We start from the raw sequence: 13874 nt of genomic DNA, 5'->3' as shown, positions 1-13874 counted from the left end.
CATCATGTCCCTGCAAGCCTATTTCGCCTTCGTCGCCGCCTGCATCGCGCTGGCGCTGTTGCCCGGTCCGATCGTCACGATGGTGATCGCCAACGGGCTGCGCTACGGCACGCGCGCCGCGCTCACCAATGTGCTGGGCGCGCAGGTCGGGCTCGCGATCGTGATCGGCATCGTCGCGGTCGGGCTAACCTCGCTGATGGCGACGATGGGGTACTGGTTCGACTGGGTGCGCTTCGCCGGCGCGGCCTATCTGGTCTGGCTCGGCATCAAGCTGATCCGCTCGCCGGTCGAGGGCGTCGGCACCGACGATCGGCCACCGCCGCCACGCGGCGGCTTCTTCCTGCAGGGATTTCTGGTGCTGCTCTCGAACCCGAAGGTCTTGGTGTTCTTCGGCGCCTTCATTCCGCAGTTCATGGACATGGACAAGCCGCACATTCCGCAGGTGGCGCTGCTCGGCGTCACCTTCATGGCGACCGCCGTGCTGACCGACGCCGCCTACGCGCTGGCGGCCGGCCGCGCCCGAAAGTTCTTCTCCAAGGAGCGGACCCGGCTGATGTCGCGGATCTCCGGCGGCTTCATGATCGGCGGCGGCATCTGGCTGGCGCTCACCCGCGCGCGCTGAGCCTGCGCTACGCCACAACCCGCTCGACCACGTCGCGGACGAGGCCCGTCAGCAGGTCGAGCTTGTATCCGGTCATCGTCAGCGGCCTGGCCCCCGATGTTGCCAGCTCGGCGGCTTGCGCGATGGTTGACGCATTGGCCGGTTGTCCCTGCAGCGCGGCAGCGCATGCCGTGAGCCGCAGCGGGACCGGGGCGATGCCGCCGGCCGTGATGTGGATCTGCTGGAACGTGCCGCCGGATAACACCGCCCGCACGCAGATCTCGACCAGCGGCCATTCCGCATATGAGCGGCTGATCGCGCGCTTGTAGAGCGCGCGCTCGCCGGCCAGCGGGACAGGGAGCTCGATCCGCTCGATCCGTTCGCCCGATGCAAGCAGATTGTCGACAGTGCCATTGCTGCCGTCGCCGAGCATGTCGGTGATCGATAATCCGCTGCGCCGGTCAGTGACGATCTTTGCATCGTAGGCCAGCAGCGCCATCGCCATGGTCGATGGATGCGGCGCCACGCAAGGGCCGAGATCGAACGCGACGTGATAGAGATGGTTGCCCGATCGTGCCGGACAGTCGGAGCCGCCCTTCTTGAGACAGGCGATCTGCGGATTGCGGAAATACCAGCAGCGCGAGCGCTGCGCGAGGTTGCCGCCGAGCGTCGCCATGTGCCGGATCTGCGGCGTGGCGAGGCCCTGCGCGGCCGCAGCGATGCCGGGATAGGCCTGCGCGAGCCGCCCGTCGGATGCGATCGCAGCGATTGCGGTGAGGGCGCCGATGCGCGCCGAGCCGTCCGCACCCCACGCGACCCCGATCGTGTCGGGGCTGGCGATGAGATCGATGATCGATCCGCACGACAGGCCGCTGCGGCGGCGTTCCGACAGATCGGTGCCGGCGGCGCGGAATTCGGGTGCGGACAGTGCCTCTGCAATTGCGACGCTCATGCGGCATCCCTCCCTTTCAGCGCGGCGACGATGCGGTCGGGCCGGATCGGAATCTCGGTGAGGCGGACGCCGATCGCGTTGTAGATCGCGTTCGCGACCGCGGCCGAGGTCGGCACCGTCGACGCCTCACCGATGCCGACGCTGTTGCCGAGCACATGGTCGAAGCCGGCTTCGTCGAAATGGACGTCGATCTCGGGCGTGTCGGCGATACCGGGGATGCGATAATCCTCCATTCCCGCGGTCAGGACGTCGCCGCTGGTCGGATCAAGCTCGCGCGCTTCGTAGAGCGCGTAGCCGAGGCCCTGGATCACCGCGCCGCAAGCCTGGCTGCGCGCCAGCGCGGGCGCTGCGATCTTTCCGACCGCGATGCCGGTGTGCACGTTGAGCACGCGGACATGGCCGAGCCAGGTGTCGACCTCCACCTCGATCACCTGCACTGAACTCGGCACGCCGGCGCCGACCGCGATGTTCGAGAAGCGGCGCATCATCCAGCCGAACACCATGCCCATCAGGCCGACTTCGCGCAGCGGCGAGCGGATGCCGGGCGCGGTGTTCTTGCCGTCCTCGCCGCGCGTCTCCGTCACCGCGATGTCGGGCGAGCGCGCGATCAGCTCGCGCCAGGGCGCGTTCGAGCCGGGAACGGGCTTTCGTGTCGCCTGTTCGAGGATCGCGGCCTTCAGTTTCCGCACCGCCTGCAGCGTCGGCGGCATCACCGAGGCGGTGACGCGGCTGCCGCCGGAGCCCGGCCCTTCGGGCAGCGACGAATCGCCGATCCGCACGTCGATGTCGGCCGGTTCGAGATCGAACTCGCGCGCGATCGTGTCGGCAAGCACGCTGCGGGTGCCGGTGCCGATATCCTGCGTCGCGGTGCTGGCGACGATGCGGCCGGCCTTGACCGCGACCTCGACCTTCACGTTGGGCTGCCAGAGATAGAGCCAGTAGCCGGTCGCCATCCCGATGCCGCGGCGATAGCGCCCGTTCTGCGCCGGCTTCCGGTTGCGCCAGAGCTCGAGCCCGGATGCCCAGTCGTAGAGCCGCTGGCGGTTGGGATCGGGATCCCAGCGCTTGCGCAGGGCGATCGGGTCGACGTCGAGCCGCAGCGCGGCCTCGTCGATCGCCTGCTCCACCGCGAATGCCATCGGCGGACCGCCGGGGCCGCGGAAGGCCGCGCCGGGCGGCAAATTGCTGATGACGTCGAAATCCGAAAGGTCCTTCGCCTCGGCCGGATAGATCAGCCGCGCCAGGCCCGCGATCGTCGAATTGGTCGCGGCGCCCGTATCGGCATGCGCGGTGACGGAGAGTGCCTTCAGGCCGCCCTGGTCGGAGGGCAGCAGCGCGACCTTCAGCTCCGCGGCCGGACGATAGCCGGCAACGGAGAGCTCCTCCTGCCGATCGTAGGCGACCCGCACCGGCGCCTTCGCCTCGCGCGCGAGCTCGATGGCGGCAATCGCCTCCACGCCGAGGCTCGCCTTCGATCCGAAGCCGCCGCCGACGTGATCGGCGATCACGCGGACCTTGTCGTGATCGAGCTTGTAGCGTTTTGCGATCTGCTCCTTCAGGTGAAACACCTGCTGGGTCGAGGCGTGCAAGGTCAGCCGGTCGCCGTCGAAGCGCGCCACCGCGGCATGCGGCTCCAGGCACGCGTGCTGTTGCGTGGCGGTGCGGAAGGTTGCTTCGACGAGCAGGCGGTTGTTGGCCTGGCGCGCCTCATCGACCCAGTTGCGGGCTTTCTTGGCGCGCGTCGAGAACACCGCGGTCGGCCCGCGGATGTTCTGCTTCCATGGCGCCGGCCCGCCGGCGGCCTCCGAGACATTGCCGGCCCGCTTGCGGTTCGCTCTGTCGAACACCACAGGCGCGCCGTCCTTGCGTCCGGCGTCGAGGCCGACCACAGCGGGCAGCCGTTCGCTGGTCAGCTTGATCGCAGCCAGCGCGGCCAGCGCTGTCTTGCGGTCCTTTGCGGCGACCGCCGCGATCGGCTCGCCGACATAGCGCACGATGCGGTCGTCGCCGAGCAGCGACACCGCGGCGACACCGGCGAGCGCGCGCGCCGGTGCCAGTTCAAGCGCGGTGATGCGGGCATGCGCCTCGCGCGAGCGCAGGATCAGGCCTTCGAGCTGGCCGTCATGGTTGATGTCGACGGTGTATTTCGCCGCGCCCGTCACCTTGTCGCGCGCCTCGACGCGCGGCGCTGTGACATTGTCGCCGTCGAAGCGGCCGGCGCAGGCATCCGCCACCGCACGGAAGATCCCGTCATAGGCGCCGCAGCGGCAGAGATGGCCCGACAGCGCCGCGCCGATCTCCTCGCGCGGCGGCACTGCCGTCCCCCTGGTCGCGCGCCAGCGGTCGCAGAACGCGGTCGCCTCCACGATGAAGCCCGGCGTGCAGAAGCCGCATTGCAGGGCGTCATGCGCCATGAATGCCTTCTGCACCGGATGCAGCCCGGCTGCGCCGATGGCTTCCACCGTCGTCACCGCTTTGCCGGCCGCGGCGTGCGCCGGCATCAGGCAGCTTGCGACCGGCGCGCCATCGACCAGCACCGTGCAGGCGCCACAGACACCGGCGCCGCACACAAGCTTGGTGCCGGTGAGCTTGAGCTGGTCGCGCACGATGTCGATCAAGAGCGCATCGGGATCATCGGGCAGCGATTCAACGCGGCCATTGATGGTCGTCGTGCTCATGGATGTCCTCCTGTCTTGCGGCGTGTCGGCTTGTCCTTGATTGCCGCCTTCTTGACGGGCGGCTTCCCGGATTTCGGCAAGGATCTTGGCAAGGATTTCGGCACCGCGCCCGCGCAGAGCGTTCGCACCATGATCGCCATGTCCTTCAGGAACGCATCCGCCGGCTGCATCGCCGGATACTGCGACTTCGATGCGTACACCGACATTTCGACCAGCCGCGCGAATTCGGCCGGCGAGAGCTCCTGCGGCAGCGCAAGCCGATGCTTGCGAACGGTCCGCGAGATGGTGGCCACCATGCGTTCCGCGTAGCGTGCGGCGTAGGTCTGGTAGAGATCGCGCGCGTGCACGAGGTGTTCGGAATACAATTCCTCGAGATGCGGCGAGCCGTCCAGCGACGCGATCATGGTCGACATCCGCGCGGTCATGCCCGCGGCAAGGATGTCGCCGAGACTGCCGCCCGCCGTCTCTGCTTCGGTAATGGCCGTTTCCTCGGCGGCGATCGCGGACTCATGCACGCGCTCGATCACGGCGCGGAACAGCGCTTCCTTGGATTCGAAGTGATGATAGAGCGCCTGCCGCGTCAGGCCGGCCGCTTCGGCGACCTGCTCGATCGAGGAGCGGCGAAAGCCGTGCCGGCGGAAAACCAGCATGGTGGCGTCGAGAATGCGGGTTTTCGGTCCCATTTGACGATTTTGACAAATATGGGAGAACTGTCAAATCGCGATTTGGTGAGGGCAGTGCCGCGACGTGGCGGCCGTCCCGCACCTGTGTGAGCCGTATCACGGATCGGCGCGCGCTGCCCGCGTAAAGCTTCGTCATGCAAGGGCGAGCCCGATCGCCCGGAGCTTGCGAGGATACGGACATGGCCCAGGACATGACGCAGGTCTATTTCCACTGCTCGAATACGCGGGGCGTGTTGATGGATCGCCGCGGCACCTCGGTGACCAGCCTCGCCGAGGCCTGCGAGGCGGCGACCTGCATGATGCGATCGCTGGTCGCAACCGCCAGCCTGGAAGATTGGCGTGATTGGGCGGTGCATGTCAGCGACGAGGCCGGCGAGGAGATCGTCATCCTGTCCTTCGCATCCGTTCTCGGCAAACCGCACTGAGAGGAAGCCATGCTGTCGCTGCAGTCATTGCTACCTCTGCGCCGCGGCCTGAACGCGATCACGACCGGCTGGCAGAATTTGATCGAGCGAATGCGCGATCCCTACCGGCCCGAGCTGCACTACATGCGCGGGCCGGGCCCCAAATGGCGCGCGAAGCATCCCGTCCACGCCGCGTCGGCCGGTTGAACGCGGCGATCCATTTTAGAACGATCCCAGGAAATCGCGCTGAAGGCCGAGACGCATCGTCGCAGTTCGCGGACGTTCTCGTTGCGAGATCGCAACACGACCGACGATAAGTCCAACACTGGACGGGTTCTAATCGCCGCGCGACTGCGCGCATCCGTCATCGTGTTAGTGACGACAAGAATGGAGACTCCTGGAATTAGGTAGCGAAGGTGACTGCGACGACCAAATCCCTGCGGCGATGGGGCGCCGTCCACAAATGGACCAGCCTGATCTGCACCTTGTTCATGCTGCTGCTCTGCATCACCGGCCTGCCGCTGATCTTCCACGACGAGATCGACGATCTCCTGCACAGCCAGGTCAAGCCGGCCGAGGCGCCGGCAGGCACACCGCCGGCCGATCTGGATCATCTGCTCGCCAATGCGCTCGCGCGGGCGCCGGGCAAGGTGCCTCACTTCCTGATCTGGGATCGCGACGAACCCGGCGCGATGTGGGTCAGCGTTGGCCCGACGATCGACGCCGATCCCACCAACAACCTGCTGGTCCGGATGGATACGCATACCGGCGCCTATCTCGATTCCCCTGATGTGACCGGCCGCTTCACCTACATCATGCTGAAGCTGCACACCGACATGTTCGCGGGTCTGCCCGGAAAGCTGTTCCTTGGATTGATGGGGATCCTGTTCTGCGTCGCGATCGTTTCCGGCATCGTCGTCTACGCGCCGTCGATGCGAAAGCTGCGCTTCGGCGCCTACCGCGCGCAGCGGAGGCGCGTCGTGCGCTGGCTCGACGTCCACAATCTCGCCGGCATCCTGTTGGTGGCCTGGACGCTGGTGGTTGGCTTCACCGGCGTCATCAACACCTGGGCCGACCTCGTGCTCAAGATGTGGCAATTCGGCCAACTCGCCGAAATGACCGCGCAGTATAAGGACCGGCCGGTGCCGTCGAAGCTGACCTCGCTGAACGGGGCCGTTGGGGTCGCCAGGCATGCAGTGCCTGGAATGACGCCGAGCTTCGTCGCATTCCCGGGGACCCTGTTCAGCAGCAAGAGCCACTACGCGGTGTTCCTGCACGGCGATACGCCGCTGACCTCGCGGCTGCTGAAGCCCGCGCTGATCGATGCGGAAACCGGGACACTGACCGACAGCCGCGACATGCCCTGGTATGTGTCGACGCTTTACGTCTCACAGCCGCTGCATTTCGGCGATTACGGCGGCATGCCGCTCAAGATCGTCTGGGCGCTGCTCGACATCCTCACCATCTTCATCCTCGTCACCGGCGTGTATTTGTGGCTGCGCCGGCGCAAGGCGGGCGTCAGCCAGGAACGCGCCATCGCCAACGCCGCCTCCATCGACAACCCCGCGCTCACCTCGTGACATCAGCATGGTCGCACATCGTTCATTGAGCCAGATCTTCGCCGCTCCGCTCGTCATCGCGATCGTCAGCACGGTGGGATTGATCAGCGCGCTGGTCGGCGACGGCTGGTGGGATGCCGTCTCCTGGGCGGCGCTCGGCCTGCCCGTGCTGCTCTATCTGTTGTTCATCTGGCGGCGCCGGCCGAATTGATCGGGCTGGCTTGATCGTCGCCACGCAGGTGCCTCGCGTGCGGCATCGCGCCCGGTGCGAACACCGCAGATCATCTGCCACGGCTGCGTCGGCTCGGCGGCGGCGATCGAGGCCGTTCGCAAATCCAGAGTCGCGCGCGTGCCGGTCCGAAAGCGCAAGGCGATGTCAGTCAATCGTTCGCCGAGAAAGCGGCGGCTCGTCCCCGGCGGCCGAAGATACCAGGCTAGAGCATGATGAGATTGGGTTGAGCAGCAACCGCGGCGCTGCTGCGCTCCCTCGCCCCGTTCTTACGGGGAGAGGGTTGGGGTGAGGGGCTCTCTCTGCGCATACAGTGATGGCTGCGTTTGCGGAGGCTCCCCCTCACCCGGAACGCATCTGACGATGCGTTCCGACCTCTCCCCGCACGCGGGGCGAGGTGAAACGGAGTCCGTCGTATGGCTAGATCAGCGCTTCCGCGCGCAGCGTCGTCTCGATCTCGGCGAGGATGCGCGCCAGCCGCTCGGCCCATGCGGTCTCGCCGGCCTGGTCGGAGATCAGGTCCTGGCGGATCTCGATGCCGGAATTCATCAGGCCGCGCTTTTCGCCATGCACGGGGATCGTGTAGTCGGTCTCGTCGCTGACTGCATAGGGCTCGTTGTCGCCGACCACGAGATCGCCCTCGCTGCGCAGATGCTTCAGCAGCAGCCGCGGCAGCGCCTTGTCGCGGTGATAGAGCGTGCCGATGTGCCAGGGACGCGCGATGCCGGCGTAGACCGGCGTGAAGCTGTGCAGCGACACCAGCACCGTCGGAATGCCCTGACGCGTACGTTCGTCGATGATCTCGTCGATGCGCTTGTGGTAGGGCTCGAAGATCTGCGCGCGGCGCATCTCGGCGGCTTCGCGCGACAAGCCTTCATTGCCGGGAACGGTGGTGGCTTCGCTGATCAGCGGGACAGCGCTTGCGACATGCGGCGGACGATTGCAGTCGATCACGAGCCGCGAGTAGCGCTGCGCGATCAGGTGCGCGCCGAGCAGGTCGGAGAGCTGGGTTGCGACGCCGGCGATGCCGATGTCCCAGGCGATGTGCCGGACGAGCTCGCTTTCGGGCAGGCCGAGGTCGCCGAGCGGGGAGGGAATCAGCCTGCCATAATGATCGCAAGTCAGAAGGAACGGCGAGCGGCCGCCAGGATTATGTTCAAGAACCGGTGAAACATCGGTGTTTGTCAGCAGAAAGAACGGGCCACCGGCGTGATTCACGGGCTTTTTCCTCAACTTTGCCTATTCAAGGGGCATGCTGGTTTGGAATCGAGCAGCATTCTCTATAGATTTAGCGGCTCAAATCACGATGATTGTTTGAAGATGCCGCTCCTGACTATCCATCACAAGACCGTTTATCGCTATGCGCGCCCGGTGGCGTTCGGCGAACACCGCATCATGCTGCGCCCCCGCGACGGCCATGATCTGCGCGTGCTCGACAGCGCACTTGCGATCGACCCGCAGCCGATGTCGCTGCGCTGGATCCACGACGTGTTCGGCAACAGCGTCGCGATCGCCACCTTCGACGAGCGCGCCGACACGCTGTCGTTTGTCTCGACCGCGACGGTGGATCACAATCCGGCCGATACGTTCGCGCTGACGCCGGACGACGCCGCCTACTTCTATCCGTTCCTCTACGATGATGAGGAATTCCCCGACCTGCAGCAGTTCATCACGCCGCAATATGGCGACCCGAACGGCGAGCTGTCGGCCTGGGCGCGGCGCTTCCTCGATGTCGAGGCGCCGACCTTGACGTTCGAGATCCTGAGCGACATGACGCATGGCATTCGTGAGGCGTTCAGCTATCGCAAGCGCTTTGAGCATGGCACCCAGCATCCGCTCGATACGCTGCGGACGCAGTCCGGCACCTGCCGTGACTATGCGCTGTTCATGATCGAGGCGCTGCGCCGGCTTGGCATCGCCGCTCGCTTCGTCTCCGGCTATCTCGCGATGCCGACCGACAGCGCGCATGGCTATGTCGGCGGCGGTTCGACCCACGCCTGGGTGCAGGTCTATCTGCCGAGCGCCGGCTGGATCGAGTTCGATCCGACCAACGGCATCGTCGGCACGCGCGATCTGATCCGCGTCGCTGTCGCGCGCGATCCGCGCCAGGCGATCCCGCTGCACGGCGTCTATCTCGGCCCGACCGATGCCTTTCTGGACATGGATATCGACATCAAGGTCGTGTCGGTCGGCGAGAATGCGGCGGAGCGGGAGACGGCTTGACGATGCAGATCAAGGTCGGCTTCGAAATCACCTACACGGCTCCGCAGCCGACCCCGATGGTGATCATGCTGTCGATCCATCCGTCACGCTACGCCGATATCGTCGGCACCGAGAGCATTGCGGCCGAGCCGGATGTCCCGATCGGGCTTTATCGCGACGGCTTTGGCAATGTCTGCGGGCGTCTGGTGGCGCCTGCCGGTGGTGTCACCTTCCGCGGCAGCGCGCTGGTGCGGGATTCCGGGTTGCCCGATGTCGTCAATCCGGCGGCGCAGCAGGTTCCGATCGAGCAATTGCCTGATGACATGCTGCTCTATCTGATGCCGAGCCGCTATTGCGAGACCGACAAGCTGACCGACATCGCCTGGTCGCTGTTCGGCAACACGCCGCAGGGGTGGGCGCGGGTGCAGGCGATCACCGATTTCGTGCACCACCACGTGACGTTCGGCTACGAGCACGCCCATCACATGAAGTCGGCGCATGACGTCTATGAAAGCCGCGCCGGCGTCTGCCGCGACTTCGCACATCTGGCGCTCACCTTCTGCCGCTGCATGGGCATTCCGGCGCGCTACTGCACCGGTTATCTCGGCGACATCGGCGTGCCGCCTGATCCCGCGCCGATGGATTTTTCCGGCTGGTTCGAAGTCTATCTGTCGGGCCAGTGGTACACGTTCGATGCCCGCCACAACACGCCACGGATCGGCCGCATCCTGATGGCGACCGGCCGCGACGCTGCCGACGTCGCGCTCACCACGAGCTTCGGCCGCATGACGCTGACGAAGTTCATCGTGGTGACCGATGAGGTGGCGACGGCTTGATTCTTCCCAGCCATTCCGTCATTCAGGGCTCGCAGCTTTGCGCTTCCCGTCGTCGTCCCTGCGAAAGCAGGGACCCATACGCCGCGGCTCCTGTTGTTGACAGGACCCGTCGTTCCGGCGTCGCGCAACGATTTGGATTTGTGGTTATGGGTCCCTGCTCCCGTGCGCAATTGCGCACTAGGCAGGGACGACAGCGAGTGTGAGGCGCAGCTTGTGAGTTATACTGCCCCATTCTGCCGGAATGACTAGTGAGCTCATGATCTCCGACCTTCTCTTCGTCTACGGCACGCTGATGCGCGGCTTCGACCATCCGATGGCCAAGCTGCTCGCAGGCAATGCCGAGTTCCTCGGACCGGCGCAGTGCCGGGGCCGGCTCTACCTCGTGAAGCATTATCCGGGCCTCGTCGTATCGGACGATCCCGCCGACATCGTGCACGGCGAATTGTTCCGCCTGCGCGAGCGCGAAGCCATGCTGCGCGAATTCGACATGTACGAAGCCTGCGGCGAGGGCTTTCCGCCGCCGACCGAATATGTCCGCGAGATGCTTGCTGTCACGCTCGCCGACGGCAGCGTGAGCGAGGCGTGGACCTATCTCTACAATTGGCCGGTCACCGAGCTGCCGCAGATCGCGTCAGGAAAGTTTCTGGAGCATTAGCGCTCAGGCGCAATCCGCGTACGTCGTCATGCCCGGGCTTGACCCGGGCGTCCATCTCACTTCGCAAGTGTCCTTCTTTGATGGATTGCCGGGTCAAGCCCGGCCATGACCGAAGGGGGAAGTCACACTTCCCGCTCGACGCGGATGTCGACCTCGCGCTCGACATAGCTCCACTCCTCGGTCGCGCGCAGCATGCCGACCAGTTCGTCGAACAGGGCGACATGCTCGGGGGCGAATTCGAACCAGGTCAGGAAGTCGAAGGGCATGCCGAGGTCGCGGGCGTGAAACAGTTGGCGGGCGATGGCGGGGAGGAATTTCAAGGTGCCGGCGATGTGGTGCGACTTGTCCTCGAAGATCTCGCGGCGCTCCTGCTGCGTCAGCTCCCACCACGCCGCGGATTTCCTGATCGGGATCAGCGCCGCGTGCGTTGCCTCGCTGCGGCCGAGCCCGGCCTGCACGGCGGCGAGTTTCTCGCGCTCTTCCTTCTCGGTGTAGCGCAGATAGCTGGCAACGCCGGCGAGCCGCCAGGAGGTCTGCGCCGGCAACAGCGGCAGCGCGATCGACTCGCTCGCAACGATCGACAGCGCCGCGACCTTCGGCAGCGTCTCGCCCTTCACCCGCGTGATGGAGGTGACCTGCCAGCCGCCGCTCTGTCCGCCCCTGAATGTCGTGAACATGGGGCTATCCAATCCCGGAAGCGGGGAGGGGGCAAGCTTGCCGTGCAGGCTCTCCACCGTGGATTCGGGGGTAGCCCGCTCGACGGAGCCGTGACGGACCGGGCCTGTGAATAGCCCGGAAAAGCCCCACATAGTTCGGCATGCCCGGTCGTGCCGCTATATGGCTAACCGGTTGTCCGCGATTCGTCGCCCGAGGCCAGAATCACCCTGATGCGTTTCACGCCCGAATTCCTCGATGAGCTGCGCGCCCGGCTTCCGGTCTCGGAAGTCGTGGGCAGGCGCGTCAAGCTCAAGAAGGCCGGGCGGGAGTGGAAGGGGCTGTCGCCGTTCCAGCAGGAGAAGACGCCCTCGTTCTTCGTCAACGACCAGAAGCAGGCCTGGTTCGACTTCTCGTCCGGGCTGAACGGCAACATCTTCGACTTCCTGATGAAGACCGAGGGCGTGACTTTCCCCGAGGCGGTGGAACGTCTCGCCGCGATGGCGGGTGTCCCGCTGCCGGCCGTAGCGCCCGATGCGGCGCGGCACGAGCAGCACCGCCGCACCCTGCACGACGTGATGGAACTGGCGACAAAGTTCTTCGCCGACACGCTGGCCTCGCGCAACGGCGCCAAGGCGCGCGGCTATCTCGCCGACCGCAGCATCTCGCCGGCGACCCAGCTCCAGTTCCGAATGGGCTATGCGCCGCCGGATCGCTTTGCCCTGAAGGAGCATCTCGGTGCGCAGGGCATCTCCACCGAGGACATGGTGGAGGCGGGGCTGCTGGTGTCCGGCGAGGACAAGCCGGTGCCCTTCGATCGCTTCCGCGACCGCGTCATGTTCCCGATCACGGATGCCCGCGGCCGCGTCATCGCGTTCGGCGGCCGCGCGCTGGAGAAGGACGTTCCGGCAAAGTACCTGAACTCGCCGGAAACCCCGCTGTTTCACAAGGGCGACAATCTCTACAACCTGTTCACCGCGCGCCAGGCCGCGCATGACGGCGCGCAGCTGATCGTCGTCGAGGGCTATGTCGACGTCATCGCGATGGTCACCTCGGGCTTTCCCGGCGCCGTCGCGCCGCTCGGCACCGCGCTGACGGAGAACCAGCTGGCGATGCTCTGGAAGATGGTGGACGAGCCGATCCTCTGCTTCGATGGCGACCGCGCCGGGCAGAAGGCTGCCTATCGCGCCGCCGACCTTGCCTTGCCCCAGCTCAGGCCGGGAAAGAGCCTGCGTATTGCGCTGCTGCCGGAAGGGCAGGACCCCGACGATCTCGCGCGCTCCGGCGGCCGCGGCGCGATCGAGGATGTGATCGGCGCCGCGAGGCCGCTCGCCGAAATGATCTGGTCGCGCGAGATCGAGGGCGGCAATTTCGACACCCCCGAGCGCCGCGCAGCACTGGAGGCACGGATCGGCGAGCTCACCAATGGCATCCGCGACGAGGTGGTGCGCCGCTATTACCGGCAGGATTTGCAGGAGCGGCTGCAACGCAACTTTGCCCCGGAAGGGGGACGCGGCGGTTACGGCCGCGGCGGCTACGGCAACAGGGGCAATTTCGGCGGTGGCCGCGGCGGCGAATCACCCCGCCAGTTTGCCCCCCGCGGCCCGGGTCAGGGCGGCCGGTTCGGCGCCAAGGGCGGCGGCACCCCCGGGTTTTCACGGGGCCCCTATCAGGCCGCGAGCCAGCAACTGGCCAACAGCCCGATCATGCGCGGCCAGCGCAGCGCGATCTCGAGCCGCGAGGCGCTGATCCTGCAATCCCTGATCAATCACCCGTGGCTGCTGCACGACCATCTCGAGGAGGTGGCGGCCCTGGAGCTCGCCCATCCCGAGGCCCACAAGCTGCGGGCCGCCATCATTGCCGCCTTTGCCCACGACCATCACCATTCCCCGGACGTCGAGGAGCAGGCCGAGAAGATGCGCTCCGACCTTGAGGCGGGCGGATTATCGCATATTCTTCAAAGGGTTGAGCGGGCCATCACAACCCAGGCGGTGTGGGCGGCGCAGATCGGCGCCGCGCGCGAGGATGTTTTATCGACCTGGCGTCAACTCGTTGCCTTGCATCAGAAAACCCACGCCTTACTTAGGGAAAGAAAAGATGCGGAAGCGGCTTTGGCTGAAGACTCCAGCGAGGCCAATCTGGCATGGTTGCAGGATATCCAGGCCCGGATGGCAGAAGGCGATGGGACCGAAGCCCTGATTGAAGGGTTCGGCGAATTATCGGGCCGGTTCCAGCGTAATGTCTGATAACAAAAATGCTGCGGACGGCGCTGGCCGAACCCGCAAAAAGACTCGCCAAATCCATGGTTTGGCTGCAAAAACAGGGTTAAGCGAAACTTAATAGCCTCGCGGCTATTTCAAGATGGAAACCGTCGAGACGGATCAGAGGGGTGGCGAGATTATGCGCCGCCCTTTGTGCGTC

14 protein-coding genes are annotated in these 13874 nt (G+C 65.9%); 9 read left to right on the top strand and 5 right to left on the bottom strand.

From position 1 onward, the window contains the following. Nucleotides 1-4: 4 nt before the first annotated feature. Nucleotides 5-622 (top strand): LysE family translocator, encoded by a 618-nt coding sequence (locus tag ACVIGB_RS23465; RefSeq protein ID WP_092126760.1) that lies wholly within the window; start codon nt 5-7, stop codon nt 620-622. A 7-nt stretch (nt 623-629) separates the two neighbouring features. On the opposite strand, the gene ACVIGB_RS23460 is transcribed toward ACVIGB_RS23465, so the two are convergent. From ACVIGB_RS23460 to ACVIGB_RS23450, 3 genes are read right to left on the bottom strand one after another with little or no spacing between them, the layout of a single operon-like run. After that, nucleotides 630-1553, bottom strand: a complete 924-nt coding sequence (locus ACVIGB_RS23460) for an FAD binding domain-containing protein (RefSeq protein WP_456720847.1) — start codon at nt 1551-1553, stop codon at nt 630-632. After that, nucleotides 1550-4231 carry a molybdopterin-dependent oxidoreductase gene (locus ACVIGB_RS23455; RefSeq protein ID WP_456720848.1) on the bottom strand — a complete coding sequence of 894 codons (2682 nt, stop codon included), beginning with the start codon at nt 4229-4231 and terminating at the stop codon, nt 1550-1552. Before ACVIGB_RS23455 ends, ACVIGB_RS23460 begins: the two co-directional genes overlap by 4 nt. Then, the gene (locus ACVIGB_RS23450; RefSeq protein WP_456720849.1) at nt 4228-4914 is read right to left on the bottom strand and encodes a TetR/AcrR family transcriptional regulator; all 687 of its coding nucleotides are present in this window, start codon (nt 4912-4914) and stop codon (nt 4228-4230) included. The genes ACVIGB_RS23455 and ACVIGB_RS23450 overlap by 4 nt, the downstream gene beginning before the upstream one ends. A gap of 191 nt (nt 4915-5105) precedes the next feature. Between ACVIGB_RS23450 and ACVIGB_RS23445 the strand changes: the two genes are divergently transcribed. The 4 genes from ACVIGB_RS23445 to ACVIGB_RS23430 all read left to right on the top strand — a co-directional run bounded on the left by ACVIGB_RS23445 (nt 5106) and on the right by ACVIGB_RS23430 (nt 7088). After that, nucleotides 5106-5339 carry a DUF6894 family protein gene (locus ACVIGB_RS23445; protein ID WP_092126762.1) on the top strand — a complete coding sequence of 78 codons (234 nt, stop codon included), beginning with the start codon at nt 5106-5108 and terminating at the stop codon, nt 5337-5339. A gap of 9 nt (nt 5340-5348) precedes the next feature. Beyond that, the gene (locus ACVIGB_RS23440) at nt 5349-5525 is read left to right on the top strand and encodes a hypothetical protein (RefSeq protein WP_456720850.1); all 177 of its coding nucleotides are present in this window, start codon (nt 5349-5351) and stop codon (nt 5523-5525) included. Between the two features lie 209 nt (nt 5526-5734). Next, nucleotides 5735-6898 (top strand): PepSY-associated TM helix domain-containing protein, encoded by a 1164-nt coding sequence (locus tag ACVIGB_RS23435; protein WP_456720851.1) that lies wholly within the window; start codon nt 5735-5737, stop codon nt 6896-6898. A 7-nt stretch (nt 6899-6905) separates the two neighbouring features. Next, nucleotides 6906-7088, top strand: a complete 183-nt coding sequence (locus ACVIGB_RS23430; protein ID WP_456720852.1) for a hypothetical protein — start codon at nt 6906-6908, stop codon at nt 7086-7088. A gap of 438 nt (nt 7089-7526) precedes the next feature. Here ACVIGB_RS23430 and ACVIGB_RS23425 read toward each other — a convergent pair whose 3' ends face one another. Continuing rightward, complete coding sequence (locus ACVIGB_RS23425; RefSeq protein ID WP_456720853.1) at nt 7527-8324, bottom strand: N-formylglutamate amidohydrolase; 798 nt, start codon at nt 8322-8324, stop codon at nt 7527-7529. Nucleotides 8325-8426: 102 nt separating this feature from the next. On the opposite strand from ACVIGB_RS23425, the gene ACVIGB_RS23420 reads away from it, so the two are divergent. The 3 genes from ACVIGB_RS23420 (at nt 8427) to ACVIGB_RS23410 (ending at nt 10799) form a co-directional block, all read left to right on the top strand. After that, nucleotides 8427-9329, top strand: coding sequence for a transglutaminase family protein (locus ACVIGB_RS23420; RefSeq protein WP_456720854.1), 903 nt, complete (start codon nt 8427-8429; stop codon nt 9327-9329). A 2-nt stretch (nt 9330-9331) separates the two neighbouring features. Next, entirely contained in the window at nt 9332-10144 is an 813-nt protein-coding gene (locus ACVIGB_RS23415) for a transglutaminase-like domain-containing protein (protein WP_456725090.1), read from the top strand. Nucleotides 10145-10400: 256 nt separating this feature from the next. Beyond that, nucleotides 10401-10799: a gamma-glutamylcyclotransferase family protein gene (locus ACVIGB_RS23410; protein ID WP_456725091.1), complete on the top strand. Its 399-nt coding sequence runs from the start codon at nt 10401-10403 to the stop codon at nt 10797-10799. Between the two features lie 122 nt (nt 10800-10921). Here the strand turns inward: ACVIGB_RS23410 and ACVIGB_RS23405 are convergent, their stop codons facing one another. Beyond that, entirely contained in the window at nt 10922-11476 is a 555-nt protein-coding gene (locus tag ACVIGB_RS23405; RefSeq protein WP_456720855.1) for a chlorite dismutase family protein, read from the bottom strand. 210 nt (nt 11477-11686) lie between these two features. On the opposite strand from ACVIGB_RS23405, the gene dnaG reads away from it, so the two are divergent. Next, nucleotides 11687-13699: a DNA primase gene (gene dnaG / locus ACVIGB_RS23400; RefSeq protein WP_456720856.1), complete on the top strand. Its 2013-nt coding sequence runs from the start codon at nt 11687-11689 to the stop codon at nt 13697-13699. Nucleotides 13700-13874 lie beyond the last annotated feature (175 nt).

The sequence above is a fragment of the Bradyrhizobium sp. USDA 4341 genome (genome assembly GCF_054063755.1).
Note: the sequence above shows the minus strand (reverse complement) of the source record. Positions and strands in the feature narration are given on the sequence as shown.